This is a genomic window from Candidatus Igneacidithiobacillus taiwanensis (genome assembly GCF_031962545.1).
Classification (GTDB): Bacteria; Pseudomonadota; Gammaproteobacteria; order Acidithiobacillales; family Acidithiobacillaceae; genus Igneacidithiobacillus; species Igneacidithiobacillus taiwanensis.
Map to the genome: position 1 here is coordinate 13,850 of NZ_JAVRKK010000016.1, position 23,339 is coordinate 37,188.

General features: G+C 58.8%; 20 protein-coding genes. 18 read left to right on the forward strand and 2 right to left on the reverse strand.

The window, feature by feature from the left end:
* The first annotated feature begins 276 nt into the window (after window positions 1-276).
* The 3 genes from RTI30_RS04080 to RTI30_RS04090 all read left to right on the forward strand — a co-directional run bounded on the left by RTI30_RS04080 (window position 277) and on the right by RTI30_RS04090 (window position 3,085).
* Window positions 277-1,371 carry a C40 family peptidase gene (locus RTI30_RS04080; protein ID WP_312261841.1) on the forward strand — a complete coding sequence of 365 codons (1,095 nt, stop codon included), beginning with the start codon at window positions 277-279 and terminating at the stop codon, window positions 1,369-1,371.
* A gap of 275 nt (window positions 1,372-1,646) precedes the next feature.
* Window positions 1,647-2,573 (forward strand): alpha/beta hydrolase, encoded by a 927-nt coding sequence (locus tag RTI30_RS04085; protein ID WP_312261842.1) that lies wholly within the window; start codon window positions 1,647-1,649, stop codon window positions 2,571-2,573.
* Between the two features lie 233 nt (window positions 2,574-2,806).
* Window positions 2,807-3,085, forward strand: coding sequence for an iron oxidase (locus RTI30_RS04090; protein ID WP_312261844.1), 279 nt, complete (start codon window positions 2,807-2,809; stop codon window positions 3,083-3,085).
* Window positions 3,086-3,346: 261 nt separating this feature from the next.
* Here RTI30_RS04090 and ccsB read toward each other — a convergent pair whose 3' ends face one another.
* On the reverse strand, window positions 3,347-4,510 hold the full coding sequence (gene ccsB, locus RTI30_RS04095) for a c-type cytochrome biogenesis protein CcsB (RefSeq protein ID WP_312261845.1): 1,164 nt from the start codon (window positions 4,508-4,510) through the stop codon (window positions 3,347-3,349).
* 159 nt (window positions 4,511-4,669) lie between these two features.
* Entirely contained in the window at window positions 4,670-4,996 is a 327-nt protein-coding gene (locus RTI30_RS04100) for a hypothetical protein (protein WP_312261847.1), read from the reverse strand.
* 70 nt (window positions 4,997-5,066) lie between these two features.
* Between RTI30_RS04100 and RTI30_RS04105 the strand changes: the two genes are divergently transcribed.
* From RTI30_RS04105 to RTI30_RS04175, 15 genes are all read left to right on the forward strand, one after another.
* Window positions 5,067-6,971 carry an ATP-dependent DNA helicase gene (locus tag RTI30_RS04105; RefSeq protein WP_312261849.1) on the forward strand — a complete coding sequence of 635 codons (1,905 nt, stop codon included), beginning with the start codon at window positions 5,067-5,069 and terminating at the stop codon, window positions 6,969-6,971.
* Complete coding sequence (tsaB, locus tag RTI30_RS04110; RefSeq protein ID WP_312261851.1) at window positions 6,968-7,636, forward strand: tRNA (adenosine(37)-N6)-threonylcarbamoyltransferase complex dimerization subunit type 1 TsaB; 669 nt, start codon at window positions 6,968-6,970, stop codon at window positions 7,634-7,636. The genes RTI30_RS04105 and tsaB overlap by 4 nt, the downstream gene beginning before the upstream one ends.
* Window positions 7,633-8,103, forward strand: a complete 471-nt coding sequence (gene rimI / locus RTI30_RS04115) for a ribosomal protein S18-alanine N-acetyltransferase (protein WP_312261852.1) — start codon at window positions 7,633-7,635, stop codon at window positions 8,101-8,103. Before tsaB ends, rimI begins: the two co-directional genes overlap by 4 nt.
* A 5-nt stretch (window positions 8,104-8,108) precedes the next feature.
* Entirely contained in the window at window positions 8,109-9,725 is a 1,617-nt protein-coding gene (locus RTI30_RS04120) for a peptide chain release factor 3 (RefSeq protein WP_312261854.1), read from the forward strand.
* Entirely contained in the window at window positions 9,722-10,186 is a 465-nt protein-coding gene (locus RTI30_RS04125; protein ID WP_312261856.1) for a sel1 repeat family protein, read from the forward strand. Before RTI30_RS04120 ends, RTI30_RS04125 begins: the two co-directional genes overlap by 4 nt.
* Before the next feature lie 143 nt (window positions 10,187-10,329).
* Complete coding sequence (locus tag RTI30_RS04130; protein WP_312261857.1) at window positions 10,330-13,074, forward strand: endo alpha-1,4 polygalactosaminidase; 2,745 nt, start codon at window positions 10,330-10,332, stop codon at window positions 13,072-13,074.
* Window positions 13,058-13,906: a hypothetical protein gene (locus tag RTI30_RS04135; protein ID WP_312261859.1), complete on the forward strand. Its 849-nt coding sequence runs from the start codon at window positions 13,058-13,060 to the stop codon at window positions 13,904-13,906. Before RTI30_RS04130 ends, RTI30_RS04135 begins: the two co-directional genes overlap by 17 nt.
* A complete protein-coding gene (locus tag RTI30_RS04140; protein WP_312261860.1) occupies window positions 13,903-15,546 on the forward strand; it encodes a tetratricopeptide repeat protein in 1,644 nt (547 codons plus the stop codon). The genes RTI30_RS04135 and RTI30_RS04140 overlap by 4 nt, the downstream gene beginning before the upstream one ends.
* On the forward strand, window positions 15,543-17,054 hold the full coding sequence (locus RTI30_RS04145; protein ID WP_312261861.1) for a hypothetical protein: 1,512 nt from the start codon (window positions 15,543-15,545) through the stop codon (window positions 17,052-17,054). Before RTI30_RS04140 ends, RTI30_RS04145 begins: the two co-directional genes overlap by 4 nt.
* Window positions 17,055-17,072: 18 nt before the next feature.
* A complete protein-coding gene (locus RTI30_RS04150; RefSeq protein WP_312261863.1) occupies window positions 17,073-17,609 on the forward strand; it encodes a hypothetical protein in 537 nt (178 codons plus the stop codon).
* A 2-nt stretch (window positions 17,610-17,611) separates the two neighbouring features.
* Window positions 17,612-18,889, forward strand: a complete 1,278-nt coding sequence (locus tag RTI30_RS04155; protein WP_312261865.1) for a PelD GGDEF domain-containing protein — start codon at window positions 17,612-17,614, stop codon at window positions 18,887-18,889.
* Window positions 18,886-19,791 (forward strand): hypothetical protein, encoded by a 906-nt coding sequence (locus RTI30_RS04160; RefSeq protein ID WP_312261866.1) that lies wholly within the window; start codon window positions 18,886-18,888, stop codon window positions 19,789-19,791. Before RTI30_RS04155 ends, RTI30_RS04160 begins: the two co-directional genes overlap by 4 nt.
* A complete protein-coding gene (gene pelF / locus RTI30_RS04165) occupies window positions 19,791-21,287 on the forward strand; it encodes a GT4 family glycosyltransferase PelF (protein ID WP_312261867.1) in 1,497 nt (498 codons plus the stop codon). The genes RTI30_RS04160 and pelF overlap by 1 nt, the downstream gene beginning before the upstream one ends.
* A 2-nt stretch (window positions 21,288-21,289) precedes the next feature.
* A complete protein-coding gene (gene pelG, locus RTI30_RS04170) occupies window positions 21,290-22,660 on the forward strand; it encodes an exopolysaccharide Pel transporter PelG (protein ID WP_312261868.1) in 1,371 nt (456 codons plus the stop codon).
* An 8-nt stretch (window positions 22,661-22,668) separates the two neighbouring features.
* The coding region (locus RTI30_RS04175; protein WP_312283377.1) for an NAD-dependent epimerase/dehydratase family protein at window positions 22,669-23,339 on the forward strand (671 nt) is incomplete at its 3' end.

Sequence of the window (23,339 nt, forward strand, 5' to 3'; positions counted from 1 at the left end):
CACGAATTGGGCCAATTCTGGATTGGATCCCCCGTCAGTCGAAATCGAGGCTTGCACGATGGCGATTTTTCGCCTAGATTCCCAAGAAGAAATTATCGGGCATACATGTTAGTTATGGCTAATGAAGCTGTAACAAGTTGCCCGAGGATGCGGGAGGTGGTTTTCGAGCTGGCGCCGGTGACGTGCCAGTGGCTTTGGATCAGGGTGTGTCTCTGCCTGCTGCTCTCGCAATAGAGCCCATGCAGCGACGCTTCCACAGCGTTCGGAGGAAACGCAATGCGGAAAAGTTGGATTGGGGTGGCGGTGTCGCTGGCAGTTTTTGGTGTCGGTACTTCGGCTGCGCAAGCACACGCCACCGTGCGACATCATGTAGTGCATCATCAACAGCGGGTACACCATGTCACGTACCATCACCCGGCAAGGCTTATGAAGGGCCACAGCAGGTATCGAGCGCATCTCGCTCCTGTGCGGACAGATTACCATGCGAGTGAGGCCTCTCCGGCAAATTTCGATAGTTTGGCGCCAAGTGCCTTGCAATTGCTGCACCTCTCTCCTGTTCCCTTTGCTGGCGTCGGTGCTGCCCCGCAGCCCAGTCCGCTGCCGCAGTACTCCTTCTCGCGGCCCATCCCTACTCAAGTTGAGCCTGTTGATTCGGCGCAATTCATCAACGCCTCCTTGGTGTTGGCCAAGGTGGCCGCCGATGCCCCAGTAACTGCGGTGCATGCCATAAAGACTGGCGAAGACAGCTTGGTGCAGGCGAAACCCGTTGAGGCGGACGCCGAGAGCGCTCCCGCCCACGGGACCCTTGGGGTGGCGCTGCAGATGTTGGCGAGTCAGGCTTACTACTGGGCGAGTCATCCTCTTGCGGTCTTGCAGGAAAACGGTGATTTTGCCGCTGGCGAGCATGCTGCTACGGAACTGCGTAACGACGTTGCTCTGGCTGCGCAGGCTGATGCGGCAGAAAGTGCGGACAGCAATTGGTTTTCTGCTCGCGGTCTAGTTTCGGCTGCTCTGCACTTTATTGGCGCCCCCTATGTTTGGGGCGGTGTGAGTCCGCGTACCGGCTTCGACTGCAGCGGTTTCGTCAAATACATCCTCGCCAAGTTTGATATACACGTGCCCCGCACCTCTTATGCGCAGGCGGCCAGTTTGCCGGCTATCCCGCGTCGGGATCTGAAACCGGGAGACCTGGTGTTTTTCAACACCATGCATCGGGCATTTTCCCATGTGGGCATCTACATTGGTGGTGGGCGTTTCGTGAGTGCCCAAACGCCGGCAACCGGGGTACAGGTGGCGAGCCTGAGCGATCCCTATTGGGCTGCGCGCTTCGACGGTGCCCGCCGCCTGCCCCACGGCATCAATATTTCCTGACGTAATCTACGCTGTTTCCGAGGCAAACGCTCCTGGTATTTTTCGTAACCAGGAGCGTTTTTCTTGTTTGCGAGTAGTGGCGTTGCCGCTGTTTGAGAACAGCGGCGCTGCGTGATCGTGCTGTGCATCTATTTGCACTACTGCTGCGTAGAAAGACGCTGGGGGAATGCCCCGAGTATCCGCATGGAGGACAGCGTCGATGGAAAAATCTTTGGGTCATGCTGCCTGGTGGATGGCGACCGCGATCGTCGGAATGGCTATAGCGGCGCGCCAAAATGTTGCCTAGTAGCTACGCAAGAGAAAAGCGTAAACCCGTTACTGCCTTCTTTTCCTTTGTCGCGGGAATTCCTTTGTTACTATCTGGATGCTCTCCGGTTCAAATCATCAATCAGCTAACGCCGACCAGTACGTACAAGATCGATCGCGGAATACGCTATCAAGAGCAGTCTGGTGGGCGCCTTGATGTGTATATGCCAGTGCCTAGAGATGGTTACCCTAAACCTGCGCAAGGCTACCCAGTGGTGGTCTTTCTCTACGGCGGAGCTTGGGACAGTGGCGACAAACAAGAATACACATTTGTGGGCGAAGCCTTGGCGGCGCGCGGTATGGTCGTGGTGATACCCAACTATCGGTTATACCCTGAGGTGCGGTACCCGGCATTTTTACAAGATAACGCGCGTGCGGTCGCCTGGACCTACCACAACATAGCGCAATACGACGGTAATATCCATGATCTTTTTCTGATGGGCCATAGTGCCGGGGCATATAATGCGGCAATGCTAGTGTTAGATCCGCGCTGGCTTGCGGCGGTAGGTTTGCAGCCGCATATCTTTAGTGGCTGGATTGGCTTGGCGGGACCGTACAACTTTTATCCAATCACCTATAAGCCGATTCGCCCAATCTTCTTTTATCCCAATTATCCGGCAAAAAGCATGCCGATCGATTTTGCAGATGATCCAACAGCGCCAAGAGCCTTTTTGGGGGCAGCAGTACACGACAATCTGGTTAACCCCAAAACGAACACCGAGGTGTTGGCAAAGGCCCTAGAAAAAGCTGGTGTGCCGGTCGAGCTGAAAATGTACCGTCGAGTAAATCATGAAACCCTTATTGGCGCATTCGCCAAGCCGCTACGCTGGATGGCACCAGTGCTTGATGATGTAGTGGCATTTATTAAAGACGGTCATGATCGAAAAAGAAAATAACCAGATGGGATATCGCCATCTAGCTTGATAATACGGGAGTTTCTCTCCTTTGGTCAGAACGAGGTCGGCAGCCCGAGGGCTTCTGCATCCGGATCTGGGTAGTCCGCGTATATCACTAGGGTCGGTCTGAACCGCCAGCCAACTTCGTGATTTTTGCTGGTGGTGGGACTATGCCCTAAGTCAGGTAGTTGGGTCCGATTTTCGCTGTAATCCAAAATACGGGAGAAAAACTCATGGAAAAATCAATGAATCGTCGGGAATGGCTGAAGTCTACTGGTAAAGTGGCGCTCGCCGTAGCCGTGGCACCTTTGGTATTCGCGCCGCTAGCCGAGGCAGGCACGCTTGCTAGCAAGGCGTCGGTGCACTATCAGGGAACCCCCTCCGGCAGCAACATGTGTAGTAATTGCGCAAATTTTGTTCCGGGGTCCACCGCCAAAGCGATGGGCACCTGCAAATTGGTTGCCGGAGCAATCAGTCCCGAAGGCTATTGTTATGACTACGTTCCCAGCTGATAGACCAAAATTTGCGAGCTAAAAGACCTATGTTACGTTATCGTATTGCACGTCCGAGCCTGCCCTAGTTCTGTGTCGCATTTGTTATCGGTATCTCCCGCTGTGGCGGCGCCTTCGGTGGCTTCCATTCAGCGGGCAGATATAAAAATGCCCATCGAGAACTACAGTGACGCATTCGGTGGGCGGTCAGAAGCAAAGGAGTCGATCAACACCTTCGTGGGGTATGTTGCCGCAGATCCGCCGCCCTGTTCACGAGTTAGTCTATAGTTTGCCGTAGGAGTGCAGGCCGCCGAGAAAGAGATCGACGCCAATAAAGCAAAAGGTAACGACGACGAGGCTGATGACTGCCCACCACGCCATGGGCCGACCATGCCAGTTCTTTTGGCTGCGGGCATGGAGAAATCCGGCATAATTCAGCCAGACGATCAATGCCCAAGTTTCTTTGGGATCCCAAGACCAAAAACCACCCCAGGCCTTGGCAGCCCAGACGGCACCGAGGATCGTGCCGACGGTAAAAAAGAGAAAGCCAAAGGCAATCGTTCCGGAAAAACTGCGTTCGAGAATCTCCAGACTCGGCAGGCGATCGCGCAAGAACCCACCACGCGCGAGGGCACGATCTTTGAGCAGGTAGGCAAGCCCGGCCATGGCCGAGATGTAGAAGTTCGCATAGGCGACGAACATCGACGGTACGTGAATCTTCATCCAGAAGCTTTGCAGAGCCGGCACCAGAGGCGCGATGCGATCGAGGTGGTAGGCTGCTCCCACCCAGAGCAAAAAGATATCGGCAATCAAGACCAGGGGGAGCACGAAGGCGCCCAGCCCACGGCTTTCGGTGTCTTCCTCATAGTACAGGTAAAACAGAATGGTCATGGCGCAGAACAGGGCCATGACGTCGTAGATGTTGCTGACTGGGATATGCCCCCAGTTGGGATGGCCGATATAGGTTTCACGCCAGCGGATGGCCAGTCCTGCAAAGCCAAGGGCGGCCGCGGCCCAGGCAAAACGTTGGCCCCAAAGACCGCCGGTTTCACTGCCGCGAAACAAGTAGGTGTAGTAGCCGATGGCGCTGATCAGAATGGCCGCGCTCATCCAATCGAACATCGCGTTGCTATGCAGAACATAGCGTAGAAGCAGGCTGTTGCCATCGTTGTAGCCGAGGGCATAGAGGCCGACGCCGCTACCGGCAATGGCCAGCACCACGAGCGTAAAGAGACGAAAATGCGGCCATTTGAGGCCAAACCACAAGAGCCCGGCGTACCACAGCCCGAGCACGATGTATTGCCACATCCAGAACTGGGCGCGGAATGCGACCCAGATGCCGAGAGCACCAAGGCTCAGAAATATAACCCAGGCCAAATTTTGTTTTTGGCTGCTGGGGAAGGATTTTTCGAAACGCGTGAACGGCTGTTCTGCTTGAACAGACATGGTGCGGTTGCCTCCCGGTTTTGCGACGATTCGTTTTTACAGATTCATTTAAGCAATAATGGGGCCGTACGGCAAAGCCTGCAAACGGGCTGGTAAGCCTCTTGCTCATGGTCTGCGCTGGACAAATTTTACGGGCAGAGTGCCCAAGTTGGGACAGAATCAGGAGGGTCGCCCGGGGGCCTTGCTGGCATCGAGCCGGGCGAGTAGGCGAAAGCCGCCGATCATCCCCAATACCCGTTTTTCCAGTTCGCTCTCCCAAGCGGTCCCCAGTGGCCAGGACTTGACGCGGATGTGCTTGGGTAGATCTAGCTTGTCTGGCACGCGTCCATCCAATAGGATCAAAAGATCAGGCCACTCACGATCTTGGTATTCATGCTGCGCTTCCAACCATTCGCCACCGTGCTGCTCGCTCCATTCGACGGCGCGGGCGGCAATTTCCGGGCATTGTTCATGCAAAAAGACGACGCGAGCACGACGTTTGTACATGCGGGGGAGGGTAGCTTGCCGCAAATTCCCTGTCGAGGGCTGCGGCTCATCGTCTTGCGGTCATATTGCCGTGCATGATTGGAACGCTCTACTCGGTAGGGATAGTCCGCTCGCGGCCCTGCTGCCCGGCTTTCGGGTGCGCCCACAGCAGCAGCAGATGGCTGCCGAAGTCGCGGCGGCGCTGTCTGCCGGTGGGGTCGGCTTGATCGAGGCCGGAACCGGTACCGGCAAGAGTTTTGCGTACTTGTTGCCGGCGCTGCTCTCCGGCAAGCAGGTGATCGTCTCGACCGGGAGTCGTACCCTGCAAGATCAGATTTTGGAAAAGGACTTGCCCTTGCTCGGTCGTGCCTGGCCACAATCGCTGCGGGTGCTGCGCCTCAAAGGTCGGAGCAACTACCTTTGCCCGCAGCGTTTGCAGGAGGCCTTACAGGGCGGGGTGGCCGTTACGCTGCATCGTGATCTGCTGCGGGTGGCGGATTGGGCCGGCAGCACGCGGGAGGGCGATATAGCGGAGCTGCGGGGGGTGGCAGAGGATTCCGCCGTTTGGCCGCTAGTGACATCCACGCGGGATAATTGCCTTGGTGCCGACTGCCCGGAGCAGAGCCGTTGTCCGGTGCTCGAGGCGCGACGACAGGCCCAAGAAGCCGATTTGATCGTGGTCAATCATCATCTACTGTTGGCGGATCTTGCCCTGAAGTCCGAGGGCAAGGGGGATCTCTTGCCCGCCGCCGATGCATTGATCGTTGACGAAGCGCATCAGCTACCGGAGCTAACGGCGCAGTTTTTTGGCCAGCATTTGAGTGCGCATCGTCTCCTCGAGTGGGGGCGCGACAGCCGTATGGCGGCGTTGACGGAAGCCGCTGATGATGCCGACTTACTGGCCCAGACGCAGGCCTGGGAGCGTGCCGTACAAAACTGGCAGGAGGCCGCTGGGGAAGGGCGGCAGGAGTGGCATCCCGATGCCGATTCCCGCTTGGCGGAACAGTTTCGCGCCCTGTTGCGCAGCGCCGAAGCGCTGCAGGGGCCACTGCGAGCGGCGGCCGTCCGAGGCCAGAAGCTCGAGCAGTGTAGTCGACGCGGGGAGGAGTTGCAGACCGTATTGGCGCAGTTTGCCGCTGCCGGACGCGACGAACACGAAGTACGATGGTGCGAGCGCCGCGGCCGCGGCCTGCTCCTCCACGCGACTCCCCTCGACCCCGGCGAGACCCTGCAAAAAAGCCTCTTTGCACAGTTCGCAACAGTGCTGCTCATCAGTGCCACCCTGCGCATTGGTGGCGATTTTACGCAAACGCGGCGGCTCTTTGGGCTGGAGGAGAGTCGCGATTTCTTGGCACCGGCGCCCTTCGATTACCCACGGCAGGCATTGCTCTACTTGCCCGCGGGCCTGCCCCAGCCTAGTGATCCTGGCCACACCCGCGCCTGCTTGGAGGCGGCACTGCCGGTGCTGGCGGCGAGCAGAGGCCGAGCCTTTTTGCTCTTTACCAGCCATCGCGCCCTCCAGGAGGCGGCGGCGTTTCTCGCTGGCCGTTTGACTTACCCCTTGCTGGTGCAGGGCCAGGCGCCGCGGGCGCGCTTGCTCGAGCGTTTTCGCGCCGCCGGTAATGCCGTTCTCCTCGGTGCCGCCAGCTTCTGGGAGGGGATCGATGTGCAAGGGGAGGCGCTTTCTACCGTCATCATCGACAAGCTGCCCTTTGCCAGCCCCGGCGACCCGGTCTTGCAGGCACGCCTGCAGCGTCTGCGCGCCCAGGGGGGAGATCCGTTTATGGAGCTCCAGGTGCCGCAGGCGGTCATCGCCTTGTGCCAAGGCGCGGGGCGCCTGATTCGCTCCGAGCAAGACCGGGGTGTGTTGATGCTCTGTGATCCACGTTTGCGCAGCAAAGGCTACGGGCGGATCTTTTTGCAGAGCCTGCCGCCGATGCGGCAAACTTCCGACTTGGCCGAGGTGCAGCGCTTTTGGGAGCAGAACGCGGAATGAAGACATGGCTGGCCATCGAGACGGCGACCGAAGCCTGCTCCGTGGCGCTTTTTGACGGCAAGCGCGTGTGGCAGGACCTGATCGTTGCCCCCAACCGCCACAGTGAGCTGCTCTTACCGATGATCGACGGACTCTTGGCCGCAGCGGGCATGCGTTTGGCGCACATCGATGCCTTTGCGGTTGGCGTGGGGCCAGGGGGGTTTACCGCCGTACGTTTGGGGGTCAGTACTGTGCAGGGCTTGGCCATTGCCATGGAGCGACCGATCTACCCTATTTCCAGTCTGCAGGCTTTGGCTGCCTCGGTCCCTGAGCGCCCGGTGCTCGTTGCCCTCGATGCGCGGCGGGGTGAGGTCTACGCCGCCGCCTTTGTGCCGGACGCCGCAGCAACGCCGCAGTTACTTGGCGCCGAGCAGGTGTGTCGACCGGAGCTTCTTGGCTGGCCGCCGGCAGAGGGGGAGTGGCTGGGGCTGGGTACGGGTTGGTCGGTCTATGCCGATCGCTGGCCGCAGGTCTCGTGCTGGCGGGCTGACTGCTACCCGGCGGCGGCGCAGATTCTCGCCTTGGCGCGCCGCCAGGCCGCGGATGGCCTGGTCGGCATTCCCCCCGAGGCGGTGGAGCCGCGGTACCTGCGCCCGTCGCAAGCGGAGGAGGCACGGCAAAGATGAGCTTGCGGGTGATGACGGCAGCCGACTTGGATGCCGTGGCGGCGCTGGAGGCAGAGATTTCTCCCGGTCCCTGGACCCGGGGTATTTTCCGCGACTGCCTCCTCGCGGGTTATGATGCCTGGGTCGACACCGACGCCGATGGCACCTTGCGCAGTTTCGGCGTCCTCTCGGTGGGGGCGGCAGAGGCACATATCCTCAACCTGGGTGTACATCCGGAGTGGCGTCGCCGTGGTCTCGGTCGCGCCATGCTCGAGCATTTGCTCTGTCGTGCCCAGCAACTCGGGGCAGAGCGGGCCTTTCTCGAAGTGCGGGTTTCCAATCTTGCCGCCCAAGCCCTCTACCATCAATTCGGCTTCCATGAAATTGGCGTGCGTTTGCAGTATTATCGCAACAAAGAGGGTCGGGAAGACGCCTTGGTGCTGTCTTTGGCGCTGCAACCCTCCCTCTCCACGCTGTCTGAGAGCTGACCAATATGTCTGAAACTGCCGAGGCGCTGTCGCGCCCCTTGAGCGTCGACGAGATCCGCCGTCGGCGCACCTTTGCCATCATCTCCCATCCCGATGCGGGTAAGACTACCCTCACCGAAAAGCTGTTGCTTTTTGGCGGTGCGATCCAGATGGCGGGCACGGTCAAAGCACGCAAGAGCAGTCGCCACGCCACCAGCGATTGGATGGATATCGAGAAAAGTCGCGGTATTTCGGTGGCGAGTTCGGTGATGCAGTTCACTTATCACGACCACGTCATCAATCTCCTCGACACCCCCGGGCATCAGGATTTTTCGGAAGATACCTATCGTGTGCTGACGGCGGTGGATTCGGCGCTCATGGTCATCGACGCCGCCAATGGTGTGGAGGCGCAGACGATCAAGTTACTCGAGGTCTGCCGCCTGCGCGACACCCCCATCATCACCTTCATGAACAAATTCGACCGGGAGAGCCGCGACCCCACGGAGCTCATGGATGAGGTCGAATCGGTGCTCGGCATTGCTTGCGCCCCAGTCACCTGGCCGGTGGGCATGGGCAAGCGTTTTCGCGGCGTGTACCACTTGCTCAAAGACGAGATGCTGGTCTTTACGCCCGGTCTCGAAACCCGCGAACAAGAGTTCGAGCTCATTGCCGGCCTCGATAATCCGCTGCTCGATCAGCGTTTTCCCGATGAAATCGCTGACTTGCGCGCGGAGGTCGAGCTCCTGCGTGCGGCGGCCAATCCTTTTGACCTCGATGAGTTTCTGGCTGGGCGGCTGACGCCGGTGTTTTTTGGCTCGGCCATCAACAATTTTGGCGTGCGGGAGCTCTTGCAAGCGCTAATTGACTGGGCGCCGGCACCGCTACCGCGCCCGACCACGACGCGGCAAGTCGCGCCGACGGAGGAGCGTTTTTCTGGCTTCGTGTTCAAGATACAGGCCAATATGGATCCGCAACACCGTGATCGCGTTGCCTTTTTGCGTATCTGTTCGGGGCATTTTCAGCGGGGCATGCGGGTACGCCATTTGCGCCTGGGGCGAGAAATCCAGATCCATAATCCCATTACCTTTTTGGCGCGAGAACGCGAGTTGGTGGAAGATGCCTATGCCGGTGACATCATCGGTCTGCACAATCACGGCAGCATCCAGATTGGTGACAGCTTTAGTATGGGCGAGGAGCTGCAGTTCACGGGCATTCCCTATTTTGCACCGGAGCTCTTTCGTCGCGTGCGGTTGCGCAATCCTCTCAAGGCCAAACAGCTGCAAAAGGGCTTGCAGCAGTTGGCAGAGGAGGGCGCCACCCAGGTCTTTCGACCACTGCAAGGGGGGGATTTGATCCTGGGCGCCGTTGGCATGTTGCAGTTTGACGTGGTCGCCGAGCGCCTCAAAACGGAATATGCGGTCGAGGCCAGCTTCGAGCCGGTTACGGTGCAAACGGCGCGTTGGATAACTTGCGAAGACGCCAAGCGCTTGGCGGAATTCACCCGCAAGCTCGAGGAGCACCTGGCGGAAGATGCTGGCAATCGCTTGGCCTACTTGGCGCCGTCGCGGGTCAATTTGGAGTTGACCATGGAGCGCTGGCCGGAAATCACCTTTCACGCCACACGGGAGCATGCCGGCGCATGAGACGCGTAGCTGGAACCATCGCTCTGGCAGCCCTTGCCTTGAGCCTGCCGGCTTCGGCCAACGACTGGGAAGCCCTACGCAACCGCGCCGAACAGGATCCGCAGGCCTTGCTGCAGCTGCAGGCGGCGGCGCAAAACGGTCACCCCGAGGCGGCCTTTTATTTAGGCACCCTCTACGCGCCGCCCATCTGTAAGCAAGAAACCACAGTAGGCAAGGATTGGGGGCAAGCCCTGCACTGGTATCGTGTTGCTTCCGACTTGGGAGAGGGGCGGGCAGACTTCGACCTGGGCCTCGCGTATGAAAAGGGACTGGGAGTCGCCAAGGATCCCGCTCTGGCGCGCTACTACTATCGGCGCATGATGACCCAGGCCGCCCGTGAAATCGGGGTGCCTGCCGATCGCGCCGAGGCCTTGGGCACCGGGGAAGCCTTCGCTGGACTGACTCACGATGAGATGGAATGAACGCTGCGCGGTACGTTTGTCAGCCTCATACTTTGTTTGACTCGGGTTTGATCGTCGGAATCCGTATTTATCTGTATAGTAATTGGTTTTGACCCTGTCCTAATTCGCAAGCATCGGGAGTTTTGGTAGTGGAGGATGGTACGTTGGCGAAACCCGTTCGGTGGCTGGCCGGTGTTTTGTTTGCGCTGCTGTTGTTCGGCGGCGCGCAGGCTGCCGCGGCATCGCTCCCCAGCGTTGGTCTGTACTATGGATCGGGCCCGGTGCCGGCCGCCTTTCACGATTTCGATTGGCTCATCGTCAACCCGAGCGCGGAGCGCTTACCGAGTGCTCTTCCGGGGCAGCAGGTGTTTTCTTACCTGAGCGTGGGCGAGACGGTTCCTGGTGATGCGCGCTACGCGCAGCTGCCGTCGGACTGCGTTTTAGGTAGCAATCCCCAGTGGGGCGGCAAGATCATCGATTTGGCCAAGGCCAGTTGCCGAACGTATCTGCTGCAGCAGGTAGTCGACCCCATCTGGGCGCAGGGCTATCGCGGATTTTTTCTCGATACCCTGGATTCTTACGAGTCCGTTACCCAGGGTGCAGCGCGCGGCGCGCAAGAACAGGGGCTGGTGGACCTGATTCAGGCCATCAAGGCCGCACATCCCAATGCCAAGCTCATCGCTAATCGCGGTTTTTCGGTGCTTCCACAAATTCATCAAGATCTCGTTGCGGTCTTGGCCGAGTCCCTGTACCAAAGTTGGAGCCAAGCCGGTCACCAATACACCCAGGTCCCGGAGACCGAGCGCAGCGCTTTGTTACAAGAACTGCACAAAGCCCAGGGCTATGGGCTGCCGGTGATTGTCGTCGATTACATGCCCCCGACCTTAAACCGGAAGGGTTGGTGGGAAGATGCCGAGCGGATCCGCAAAGCAGGCTTCATTCCGTATGTCAGCAATCCCGAGCTCACTGCCGTTGGCGCCGGGCTACGCGAACCGATGCCGCGTAAGGTGTTGATTCTCTACAACAGCACTCAACCAGAGGAGTACAGTACCCCGTTCGCCAATGGCGTCATGCCCCTGGAATATCTCGGCTATATCCCGGAATTTCGGCGTCTAGCCCAAGGGATGCCGCCGGCTCCGGTTCCTGGCGAATATGCGGGGGTGATCTTCTGGAGTGATGGCGACCCGGTAGATGACGTCGCTGCCCTTTCGGATTGGATCCGTGCCGCCAAAGGGCAGGGGATTCCTGTTTTGCTTCTGGGAGATTTCCAGAATGACCTAGACGCCAAGGCATTTCAGGCGTTGGGAATGGCAGCACCCAACGGCGTCGATACGACATCCGTGCACTTGTTGCACGCCGCCGCGCCGATGAATTATGAGATGCCCATCACCCCAAATCCGCGGGATTTTCTGGCTACCCAGGCCCCGGAGGGGAGTAAGGTATGGCTGCAACTGCAAGATAGCAGCGGTGCCCGCGAAGATGCCGCGGCTATTACGCCTTGGGGTGGCTACGCGCTCAGTCCGTATCTCCTCACTACCCTGCCCAACAAAGACACCCGTTGGCTGATCGATCCCTTCACCCTGTATCGGCAAGCTTTTCGTCTGCCCGATATGCCCGTGCCCGATACCACCACCGAGAGTGGTCGGCGCCTCTTTATGGCCCACGCCGATGGTGATGGTTTTGTGAGTCGCGCCGATTTCCCGCCCTACCACATTGCCGGCCAGGTCTACATGGATCGGATCCTCAAAAAATACCAACTGCCTTTCACGGGCTCGATCATTGTCGGCGATTTGCTGCCGGGCGATCGCGGGCTCTATCCTGCTCTTGCACCGCTGGGTACCAAGGTCGCTCAGGAAGTCTTCCGTCTGCCCTATGTCGAGATTGGTTCCCACATGTGGTCGCATCCGTTCAATTGGCCGGCCATCGAGGCAGGAAAGGATTTTCCGGGTATCAATCTGCCAGTACCGGGGTACAAGTTCAGCCCCTACATGGAGGCAGTGGGGGCCGCCAAATGGATCGACAAACATCTGGCGCCGCCGGGTAAACAAGTGGTGATCGACCAGTGGTCTGGCGACTGCGAACCCGATGCCCAGGTGGTGGGCTTGGCGTACCAGGCTGGGCTGGAAAACATCAACGGTGGCACCAGTTACATTAGCAAAAAGGACCCCAGCATCACCGCAGTACCCCCCATTGGTATTTTTCGCGGCAAATGGTTACAAGTTTTTGCCCCCGATGCCAATGAAGATTACTTTACTAATCAATGGCACGGTCCCTATTGGGGGTTTATCAATGTCATTCAAACCTTCGAGATGACGAACAAGCCGCACCGGCTTAAGCCCATCGATATCTATACCCACTGGTATACGGCAACGAAACTGGCGTCTCTTTCGGCGTTGGAAAAGGTCTACGACTGGGTACTGACGCAGTCTATCACGCCAATTTATGTGGCGGATTATGCCAAGATTGCCAACAACTTCTTTACCATCCGCATTGCCCGCCAAGGAGACGGCTTCTGGATTGGTGGCGCGCAGGCTCTGCAAGAATTGCGCATGCCCAAGGCGCTGGGATACCCGGATTTACGCAAGAGTCAGGGCATAGCCGGCTATAATCCAACGCCCAACGGCCGTTGGTATGTGCATATGGATGGGCAGGATTCCGTATATCTTGCCCTGCAGCCAATGCCGCCCAAGGAACCCTACATCGCCAGCGCCAATGCGGCCATCGCCAACTATCAGCAGAATGACCATGGTTTTTCTGCGCAGTTGCTTGGAACCGTGCCGGTGCAGCTAGATCTCGCCAATGCCCAGTCTTGCCAAGTCACCGTCGATGGCAAGACCGCTACCGTGACGGGCTCCGGCCAAGTGCAAAGTCCCGCGCAGCATGTTCGCATCGATGTCCATTGCTCCTGAGCACAACGTCGAGGCGCGAATGCGCCTCTTTCGACCGGCGAGCCTCCTCCTCTTTGGCGCGCTGGTCATTGTGGTGGTGTTCGCGGTGGCTTGGCAGTATGGCTGGCATGGCCGTCGGGCTTTCAGTGAGTCTGCCGCGGATGCTCGCGCGCAAATCCAAGGCGCCAACCTGATGTTGCAGAGCGGCCAGTTTACCGCTGCCGTACGGCAGATTGCCCCCATATTGGCGAATCCGAACAATCCTCTCTATCGTCAGGCGAGGCTGCTTCAGTGGCAGATTGCCCGAGCCCAAGCCCTCGCCATTCCCCCCCAATCGCCAGCGCGTCGGCGCGCAGAAGCTGGACTGCTTCCTCTGCTGGATGGGCTGCTCCAGCTCGGCGGCTGGACGCCTGCAGAGTTACGTTCCTTGGCCAAGGACGCTTATGCCGTCGGCGCGTATGGGTTGAGTGCCAAGTTTTGGATCGCCGCAGCCAAAGCCGATCCAGCATTCGCATCGCAGGGCCAGTGGCAGGCGGCCCAAGCCCTGGCAGCCGGGGGCGATGCGGCAGCAGCAGGGCAGATCTTGCTCGATTTAGCGGCGCAAACGCCCAGTCTTGCGCGGCAGAAGGCGCTCCTCCTGCAAGGGGGGCGATGGCTACAAGGAGGCGCGAGCGCTGCCGTCGCCTTGACCCGTTGCCAAGCTCTGCTCGCCCGCAAGCCAGCGCTTTGGCAGGATCGCCAAGTGGTCATTTTTATGTCCCGACTCGCCCTGGCGGCTGGCCAGCCGGGCCTAGCGGCACAGTGGCTGCATAGCGCGTTGGTGCAGCCACAGCCTGGAGGAAAGCCCTCGTGAGGCGAGAGATCACTCTGCTCTTCTGGCTCTCCTTACCGGTGCTGGCGCATGCGAGTCCCAGCGTTCCGCAGGACTGGTGGAAGGCGCCCGGAAGTCTCGCCTCCGATGACGCCCAGTGGCGAGCCAAGTATCTGAGGCACAAGGAGGATGCAAATGCCTTTGCGGCGGACCTGCAGCAGAGTCAGAAGACGGGCAAGGGTATGGCGTATCTGGACCAAGGCGGCGTTTCCCCCTCTTGGTACAAGCCGCCCATCGTGGTGCAACCTTTTCCGGGGGCATACTCCGCCAAGCTTTACGACCTTGCCTATAGCGCCTTTCTCCAGTCTCATCGCCTGCAGGAAGCTTATCGCTTGGCCTACACGGCTGTTCTGCAGCGACCAGATGATCGGCAATGGCGTCAGCGACTGATTCAGGTCTCTCTGTGGCTGGGACAGCGGGAGCAGGCTCTCACCCAATGGACCTGGCTTGCCCAGCACGGCGATGCGGCAGCTAGTCGCCAAGCGATTACCCTGGCGGTAAGCCTGTCGCGCCCGGATCTGGTGGTTCAACTTCTCAGCCCTGCTGCGCGCGCCGGTACCCTCAGTGACGCCGACTGGAAGGCCTTGATATTTGCCTACGGCGAGTTGGGAGAGCCCGACAAAGCCTTGGCCGATATCGATGCTGCCTTGCAGCGCGGTGGTCCGCGCCGCTATCTTCTCGAACAGAAAGCCTACCTGAGCTACCAACTGGGGCAGGTTCACCAAAGCCTCGCGGCTTTGCAGCGCAGCGCGCAACTCTATGGATCGACTCCCCACACGGCGGTGGAGGAGGCACGACTGCTGTCGATGCAGGGAAACTATCGCCTTGCCTTTCAGGCCCTAGAGCAGGCGCGCGCCTCGGCCGACCTCGATGATGTCCCCTTCTGGCAACTCTATGCCTTGCTCGCTTGGGAAATTCACGACGATCCCGCCGCCTTTGCGGCAGAGAAGACACTGTATCTACTGGGTGCTGCCAGCCAGTACGATCTGCAACGCTTGGTACTCCTGAGCGGTAAGGAAAACGCCCAGGCGGCCATGCATGTTGCGGAACAAGGCTGGCAGCGCTACCACTTGCCGCTTTTTTATTTTGAGGCCATCTACTACGCTGGCGCCGCGCAAGAGTGGCAAAAGCTCGGGGCCCTGCTCCAACAGATTCCCCCCAAGGATCCAGACGGTATCCGCAACTATACGGCGTACTGGATGGCGATGGGGCAATGGGCGAGTTCCCAGGGAAATTACGGTCGGGCCGGGCACGCCTACGCCGAGGCCTTGCGCCGCAATCCCGAAGACGAGCTGGCGCAAAGCAATCTGTTGTGGATGCTCATCGACCATGGTCGCATCGCGACCCTACGCGCCTTGTTGGTGGGTGATACCTTGCATCCGGCGCCAGGGCTGCGGGAGGTGGTTGCCAATGCCTTGGAGCGCATTGGGCAAAATCGTGCAGCCCTCTTTGTGCACGGGAGCAAAAGCATGGCGCGGGACGACACGCCGCAAGCGCTCCTGCAGCAGGCGGGTCTTTGGGCAGAAAGTGGTAGCCCAGGCTTGGCTTGGTCGCAACGTCGCCTGGCAGCCTGGCGGAGTTACCAGGAACTCGAGCGCAAGCCTTCGGGAGCGCAGCCATGAGTCGACGCGACTATGGCTATTTTCTGGTTTCTGGGTTAGGGGTACTGTGCTACGCCCCTGGTGCACTGGCTGCCGAATCCACTGCTGATCCGACTCCCGCCGGCCTGGTGTCGGCGGGTGCCCCGATTTCCTCGGCCGCCATCACCAAGGCGGCAGATGCGCCCCCGCCCGTGGCGACATCCCCCTTCGCCGAAGACCCCTTGCGTACGCTGGCAGATAGTCTGTCTTCTTCGCCAAGTCTCGGTGATGCCACCCGTCGCGTGCTCCTGGCTGAGGCAAAGCGGGGCGACTATTTGCCCGCCATCTCTTGGGCCTTGGCCCAGGGCTATTGGGGATTGGCACAGGTGCTCATCCAAAACAATCCCCAGCCTACCCCCGATTGGGCAAAACTCAGCCTTGCCCTGCATCGTCACGATGGGCCGGAAATGGCAAAGTTACTGCAACATCCAGAGCGTCTACCGGTTCGCGATCGTCTGCAGGCGCAAATGGAGTTAGGACGATATGCCGAGGGGCGTAAAGATGCCCTGGCGGCTATGGAGGTGGATCCCTACGATTGGCGCCTGCGGCGGGAATATCTGCAGGCCGTACGCAAGAGCGCAAGTTATGCGGACCTCTCGACTTCTTGGCGGAGTTTCAATGGCTTGACCGAGATCGGCCCGCACTTGCGCGGTCGCCTCGCCCTGGGCAATACCTGGGGTATCCAACTCGATGCCGACGCCTTGCGGCAGTCGGCGTCGAGCTCGGCACAGTTGTTGTCGGTACCGGCCTGGAGTCAGCGGCAGGCTATTGGTTTGTACTGGCAGCAGCCCGGCTGGGACATCCAGGGGCTCGTTGGCAGTTATCAAGGAGTGCGCAACAACCTCACCCTGAATCTCAAAGGTCGCTGGCAATGGTCGGCAACGCGCGAGCTCACCGGCACCTTGGCGTACCACGATCGCAGCTTACAAAGTCCAGCTCTTGCCATAGCAGGGATGTCCAATCGCATCGAATGGCAATTAACGCAGCAATTGGGCTCCTGGATGGCGGGGGTGGGCGCCGGCTGGCGGCAGTACCAGGGCCAGGACGGAGTCGATCTGGGTTCCGATGTCTTTGCGGAAGCGTCGATGTTATGGCGTCATGGCTTGGGGCCTTGGGAGCTGCAGTTGGGGCCCTTCGTCGACTATCACAATCTGCATCGCAGCGGCCAGCTCGAAGGTGTCGTCGCGCAAACCCTCGCGCCGGACGCGCGCAACATCGACACCATACTGCCCGGAAGTTATGGCGATGTTGGTGTTCGTCTGCAGTGGGGGCAGTGGGAGCGCACCATCGACAGCAATTGGACGCCGTACTTGGCAGTGAGCGTCTACGACAACACCCGCTTTGGCATGCAGTACCAGCTCGATACCGGGGTCAGCACTCCGGTTTTTGGGCCCGATCGTTTGCGGATTGGCTTTTCCCAGGGGCAAGGGGGCAATGGGCTGGCCATCAACCAACAGATTTTCAAGATGGGATACCGATTTTATTTTTAGACTGAGGGAGTTGTGATGATGAGATGGCGATCGCTGCTGGTTTCTGTAGGATTTCTGGTACTGCTTTCCGGCTGTGCTGGCATGGATCTGCGCACGGCCAAACCCCTGCCCAAGGCGCAGGATCTCGCGTGGGCCGTTCTCCCTTTTGCCAATAATACCGAAACACCCATGGCCAATGCCCGCGCTGCCGCTTTGGCCGCCGGAATTTTGCAGAGTGACGGGCAACGCGTGGTTGGAACGCTGCCCATCAATACCCGCACCCAGGATCTGCTCGGTGGCGATTGGAAGCAGGAGTACGCCAGCGCTCTGGCCGCGGCGCGCAGCAATGGCGCCCGCTATGCCTTGGCGGGAAGTGTGGATGAGTGGACCTACCGTGCCGGCATCAATGCCGAACCGGAAGTCGCCATGACCCTGTGGGTAGTGGATGTGGCCAACGATCGAGTGGTCTGGAGTGGTGTTGGCAGTGCGCACGGCGGTAGCCTCGGGCGTGGCGGCACCGGTGGTGTTGCGCAACGCTTGATTCAGCGTCTCTTGGATCGAGCCCTGGCGCGCTGAGCATGGGTTTGCTGACAGCGATCCCGCGGCGTGGCGAAGGCTGGCTGGAGGCCATTCTCCTGCCGGTCTCGGTGCTCTTGCTCACCCATTTTCTGGTGCCGCAAGACCCGCTGTTGCTACAACAGCCCTTTCCCTGGCTGCTGCTGGTTCCCCTGCTGATTGCCCTGCGCTACGAATTCCTTCCAGGGGCTCTGGCGGCAATCATCCTTTCGGCAGCTACTTGGTGGCATCCCTACCCACTGGATCTTTTTTTGCCGGTTGCAGCAGGCACCCTTTTGCTGACCCTCATTGCTGCCGAATACGCCTCCCACTGGATGCGGCGTGAGGCCGGGCGTGCCTTGCAGGAGGAAATCACCGCTACCCGCCTGCGTCAGTTGGCCGATGATCTCTATGTAACGCGCACCTCCCTCGATCGTTTAGAGCAAAGCTTGCTATATCAGCCCGTTTCGGTACGTAGTGCCTTGCTGGAATTGCGCGACGATCTGCGCCGTGCTCCTTTGGCGCCGGCAGTCTTCGAAAAGGTGTTGTATTTCCTCAATCAACTGGCGGGGGTACAGGTGGCATCCTGGTACCGTTGGGAGGCGGGGGCTTCCCGACCGCAGCAACTGGCGGCACTAGGGAAAGTAACCGACTGGGACGGCGCCGATCCGGTAGCGCGTGCTGCCCTCGCCGAGGGCCGCAGCCAGCAGCTTGCGGATCTGGAACTGGAGCGCATGCACCGCTATTTGAGCGTGCATGTCCACGGTCACGAAAAGACCGACCGCGATCTTCTCTGTATTGAAGACATGAGCTTTTTCGCCATCACCTTCGAAAGCATGAAGATCATCGAGGTCTTCTTTCAGTACCTTTGCAACTATCGAGACGCGCGTATGGGCGCAACGGAGCTGTTGGTCCGTTGGGCGGACTGCCCAGTCGATTTTGCGGCAGATCTGCTGCAACTGCGCGGCCTTGCGGCGATCGTGCCCGAGGTTGGTATCTGCCAGCGCTATCTGTTTCGTGCCGGTCGGGAAGCGCAGGAGCTTGTCCGGCGTATGCAAAATCTACGGCGCGGTCTCGATATTTTTTGGGTCCATGAGAGTGATGGGCATCTCCTGGTACTGCTTCTGCTCCCCTTTGCGGGCTCTAGCGCTGCCGAAGGGCAACGCGCCAGAGTCGAGTCGGAGCTGCAGAAATGCTGCGCAACCCTGTGGGAGAGCGCTTTCGTGCGGGCCGATTTTCTGCCGGTGGATGCACGACCAGCCGCAGAGCAGCTGACGCGCTGGCTCGAGCTACAGCCATGATGCACTGGCTTGTGCTCGACATTTTGTTCGTCTTGCTGGCTACCTTGCTCGCCAGCCTCTTGGTGCCAGTCGTCGATCGCAAAGGCCGGCGTTTGGCGGCAGCCCTCTTTTTTCTCCTGGCTCTGGCCCTACCTTTCATCGGCGCGTTGCTGGCCTTGGTTTACGCCGCGGCCCTGCGCTCTGTGGCCCATCGCGTTCGCGATGCCGAGGTGGAAACGATTCAGGTGCCGCCTCCCGCTCGGGATTTTCGTTTGCGACCATCACCGGTCGCTCCCGGCGCCATTACCGCTCGTTTGCAGGGAGCGCGAGACCCCCAGCAACGGGTCGAGGCCTTGTCCCAGATCATCAGTTCTCGTTTTGCCGAGCAGTTACGACTGCTACGCAGCGCCCTGCGCGATGAGGCGGAAGAGGTTCGCCTTCTGGCCTATGCCGCCTTGGACCAGCGCGAGCAGCAAAACACCGAAATGCTCGTCGATTTGCAGCGACGCATCGCCGCCCAGCCTACTGGCCCTTTATCTCGAAGGCTCCGGGAGTATCTGGCTTGGTTGCGTTGGAATATTGCGCATTCTGTATCGCAGGAGCTGGCAGAGCCGGAGGTTCACCTTGACGATGCCCGCGCTGGCGAGAGTTCCGCAGGCAACGAGAGTTTTCAAGAAGCCCCCGCCTTACTCCTCGGTCTTCGTGCTCTGGAAAGGGGACAGCCCGAAGCAGCACTAGCGTATTTTGACGCTGCCGAACAGGATGGGGTCGATGCAACGATCCTCGCCCCCCACCGGGCTGCAGCACAATACCTACGCCGAGATTTGCGTGCGGTACGGGAGGTGTATCGGCGCCATCCAGAACTTTCCGTTTCACCCCGCTATGGGTCCTCGTATCGCTACTGGCAAGGAAAGGTTTCCTGATGGAACGGAAAGAGGCGAATTCTACGGATATCTTGCTGCTGTTGGAGGGTACCTTTCCCTACGTGCGCGGTGGGGTTTCTTCTTGGATCAAACGCATCATAGAGGGTTTTCCCGAATATCGTTTCGGTATCGTTTTTCTGGGCAGTGCAAAATCCGACTATGGCCGCAGCCAGCCCTACGCGCTACCGGAGAATGTCAACTATTTTGCCGAGTATTTTCTCTACGACGAGAGTAATCAACCGGTTGCGATTAGCGCCGGCAAAAGCCGGCTCGATGAAGAGCAGCTGCGGCACGCCCATGTGCAGATGCGGGCCTGCTTGCAGGGGGAGGTCTGCCCGTTGCAGGACTATGATTTGGCCGAGAATTTCGGCGTCAGCCACGCTGAGTTTCTCCGCTCACCGGCTATATGGGACTATTTTTTGCAGCGGTATGCCGAAATTCCCGATCAACCGCCCTTTGTCGATTACTTCTGGACGATACGCGGTATGCACGCGCCTTTGTGGTATTTACAGTCTGCTTTGCAGGCAGCACCGCAGGCAAAAATCTTTCTTTCTCCATCAACGGGCTATGCGGGCTATTTAGGGGCACTTTTGGCGGCGCGCCAAAATCGACCCTTGATTATTTCCGAACATGGTATCTACACCAAGGAGCGGCGCATAGATCTTCTCATGGCGCGCTGGATTCAGCAGGATGAGGAATTTTTGCGTCGACCTGGGCAAATTCATTACTTGCGTCAGCTCTGGATTCATTTTTTTGAATTTCTCGGCAGACTTGCTTATCAACAGGCTTGGCAAATCATCAATTTATATGCCGGAGTGATCCCTTTGCAGTTGGCAGGTGGCGCGCCGCAAGAAAAACTGCGCACCATACCTAACGGCATCGGTGTAGAGGCCTTGGTGCCGGCACGGCGGGCATTTTCTGAGCGCCAGGACGTCGTAGCGCTGATTGGGCGTGTGGTACCCATCAAAGATATCAAAACCTTCATTCGGGCTGCTGCGCTGTTACGGCAACAAGGGCGGGCAACGCAGTGTTGGGTCGTGGGGCCAACGGAGGAAGACGAGGAGTATTTTGCCGAATGTCGGGTTTTGGTGGAGCATCTCGGCTTGCAGGAAAGCGTGCAGTTTCTCGGCTTTCGCTCGGTTGTCGAGGTATTGGCAACGGTACGGCTCACGATTCTCAGCTCCATTAGTGAGGGATTGCCCCTCTCGGTGTTGGAGAGTTTTGCCGCTGGTGTGCCCGTCGTAGCCACCGATGTCGGTTCCTGCCGGCAGCTACTCTACGGCGATGCGACTGCCGAAGCAGAGCGGCGCGCAGGAATCATCGTCCCCATTGCCGATCCCAAAGCCTTGGCCAGTGCAATCGTTGCGCTTCTTGACGACGAGGAGCGTTGGGATCGTTGCAGCCAAACCGCCATTGCCCGGGTAGAAAGCCAGTACCGAGAAGAACAAATGTTTGGGCAGTATCGACAACTCTTCACCCAAGCGTTGATGGAGTAGACATGGCCGGCATTGGTTTCGAGTTGCGACGGATTCTGCAGCGCAAGAGCTATCTTGCCATCGCTGAAGCGTATGGCTATGCGGGCCTGGTCTCTTCGGGGCCTTGGTTGCTCTCCATCTTCGGCATTCTCCTCGTCGGTTTCCTCGCCGTTGGCGAGCAGTCGGCCCGCGAGCCCGTTATCCAGTTTCAGGTGTCGGTCACCTATCTCATTGCCACGTCTCTGATTTTTACCGGTCCCTTACAACTACTATTTACCCGCTATATTGCCGATATGCTCTTTGCGCGCCAAGCGCGTTCGGTGGTGACCATTTTGCTCACCATGCTGGTTGTGGCAATTTTCCCCGGTGCGCTTTTCGCGGCGGCGGTATTGTTCTTCTTTTTTGGCGGCACGCCCATTCTCTACCAAATCCTTATGGGGATCGCCTTTGTCGAACTCTGTGGGGTGTGGATACTGACCATCATGGGAACCAGCTTGAAGGATTATAAGGCGCTGGTGATCGGCTACTTGTTAGCCTATGCCCTAGTGGTAGGGCTCGGCCTGCCCTTGGGCCGGCAATACGGGCTAGATGGCTATCTTTTCGCTTTTGCCCTCGGGCAACTGGTCTTGCTGCTCGGTCTTGGCGTCTTGGTCATTCGCCAATTCCCGGGTTTTTTGCAGTGGCCTGCACATCGAGCCAATCGCTTGTTCTGGTCCTTGTCGTTGGTGGGGGCTGCTTTTAATTTGGCGGTTTGGGTCGATAAATTTTGGTTCTGGTTTTATCCCAGTACCAGTGCTGCGGTCATCGGGCCGCTGCGTGCTTCGCCGATCTACGACGTCCCCATTTTTTTGAGCTATCTCTTGATTGTGCCGGGCTTGGCGGTCTTTTTGTTTCGTTTGGAAACGGATTTTGTCGAGGCCTACGATGCCTACAATCGCGCTATTGTTGAGGGTGGAACCTATGGCGAATTGCGTAGCGCCAAGCTCGGTATGATTCTCGCCACCCGAGCCGGGCTTTGGGATATCGCCAAGATCCAGGGCATTACCGTATTACTGGCCTTTGCCTTCACCAAACCGCTACTCGCGCTTTTGGGGTACTCCGAGAGCTACGCACGGATCTTTCAATTTGATGTTGTTGGTGTAAGTTTGCAATTGCTCTTGATGAGCCTACTCAATGTCTATTTTTATCTCGATCTGCGTAGTCGCAGTGTGTTGCTCACCGTGATGTTTCTGCTGGGGAACTTTTTCTTTACTTGGGCAACGTTGTGGTTTGGCCCCTTCTTTTATGGTCTGGGATTCCTGGGGGCGCTCTTTGTCGCCGATGTTCTTGGGCTCTACTTACTGGCTTGGGATTTGAGAAGGATCGACTATCTGACCTTTGTGCGGGCGCGATGAGGATGCATATGAAAAACGATGAGAGCGTAATTTTGGTGATCGGCGGAGCCGGTTTTATTGGTTCGCATACGGTTGATCTGTTGTTGGAGGAAGGGCATCGCGTTCGTGTTCTGGATAATTTTTCGACGGGACGCCGAGAAAATCTACCCGAGCACGCCCGTAATTTAGAAATCGTTGCGGGCGATCTCGAAGATGCAAATTGTTTGCGTAACGCTTGTACTGATGTGTCTGCCATCCTCCACCTTGCCGCCCAGGTCTCGGTGCAGCGCAGCATCGAGGATCCGATTCGTTCCAGTGAACAGAATGTCGTTGGCTTTGTGCGAGTGCTGGAGGCCGCGCGGAAGCAAGGTGCGCGGCTCGTCTATGCCTCCTCGGCAGCGGTCTACGGCGACCCCGAAATCCTACCGGTACGCGAAGAGGGGACCATTCGTCCGATCTCGCCCTACGGTCTCGAAAAATATAGCAATGAACTCTACGCCGAGCTCTATGGCAGGATGCACGGGCTTTCACAGCTTGGTCTGCGCTATTTCAATGTCTACGGTCCTCGGCAGGATCCTCATTCCCCCTACAGTGGGGTGATTTCCCGTTTCATCGAGCAAATACGTCGTGGAGTGCCGCTAACCGTGCGGGGCGATGGTCTACAGGAGCGCGATTTCATCCATGTTTCCGATGTGGCGCG

What these genes read in the sequence shown, in the direction of transcription:
- RTI30_RS04145 (WP_312261861.1), top strand. Translation starts at nt 15,543, where the DNA reads ATGAGTCGACGCGACTATGGCTATTTTCTGGTTTCTGGGTTAGGGGTA.
- pelF (WP_312261867.1), top strand. Translation starts at nt 19,791, where the DNA reads ATGGAACGGAAAGAGGCGAATTCTACGGATATCTTGCTGCTGTTGGAG.
- RTI30_RS04090 (WP_312261844.1), top strand. Translation starts at nt 2,807, where the DNA reads ATGGAAAAATCAATGAATCGTCGGGAATGGCTGAAGTCTACTGGTAAA.
- RTI30_RS04150 (WP_312261863.1), top strand. Translation starts at nt 17,073, where the DNA reads ATGAGATGGCGATCGCTGCTGGTTTCTGTAGGATTTCTGGTACTGCTT.
- RTI30_RS04120 (WP_312261854.1), top strand. Translation starts at nt 8,109, where the DNA reads ATGTCTGAAACTGCCGAGGCGCTGTCGCGCCCCTTGAGCGTCGACGAG.
- RTI30_RS04100 (WP_312261847.1), bottom strand. Translation starts at nt 4,996, where the DNA reads ATGTACAAACGTCGTGCTCGCGTCGTCTTTTTGCATGAACAATGCCCG.
- ccsB (WP_312261845.1), bottom strand. Translation starts at nt 4,510, where the DNA reads ATGTCTGTTCAAGCAGAACAGCCGTTCACGCGTTTCGAAAAATCCTTC.
- rimI (WP_312261852.1), top strand. Translation starts at nt 7,633, where the DNA reads ATGAGCTTGCGGGTGATGACGGCAGCCGACTTGGATGCCGTGGCGGCG.
- RTI30_RS04080 (WP_312261841.1), top strand. Translation starts at nt 277, where the DNA reads ATGCGGAAAAGTTGGATTGGGGTGGCGGTGTCGCTGGCAGTTTTTGGT.
- RTI30_RS04125 (WP_312261856.1), top strand. Translation starts at nt 9,722, where the DNA reads ATGAGACGCGTAGCTGGAACCATCGCTCTGGCAGCCCTTGCCTTGAGC.
- RTI30_RS04160 (WP_312261866.1), top strand. Translation starts at nt 18,886, where the DNA reads ATGATGCACTGGCTTGTGCTCGACATTTTGTTCGTCTTGCTGGCTACC.
- pelG (WP_312261868.1), top strand. Translation starts at nt 21,290, where the DNA reads ATGGCCGGCATTGGTTTCGAGTTGCGACGGATTCTGCAGCGCAAGAGC.
- tsaB (WP_312261851.1), top strand. Translation starts at nt 6,968, where the DNA reads ATGAAGACATGGCTGGCCATCGAGACGGCGACCGAAGCCTGCTCCGTG.
- RTI30_RS04085 (WP_312261842.1), top strand. Translation starts at nt 1,647, where the DNA reads ATGTTGCCTAGTAGCTACGCAAGAGAAAAGCGTAAACCCGTTACTGCC.
- RTI30_RS04135 (WP_312261859.1), top strand. Translation starts at nt 13,058, where the DNA reads ATGTCCATTGCTCCTGAGCACAACGTCGAGGCGCGAATGCGCCTCTTT.
- RTI30_RS04155 (WP_312261865.1), top strand. Translation starts at nt 17,612, where the DNA reads ATGGGTTTGCTGACAGCGATCCCGCGGCGTGGCGAAGGCTGGCTGGAG.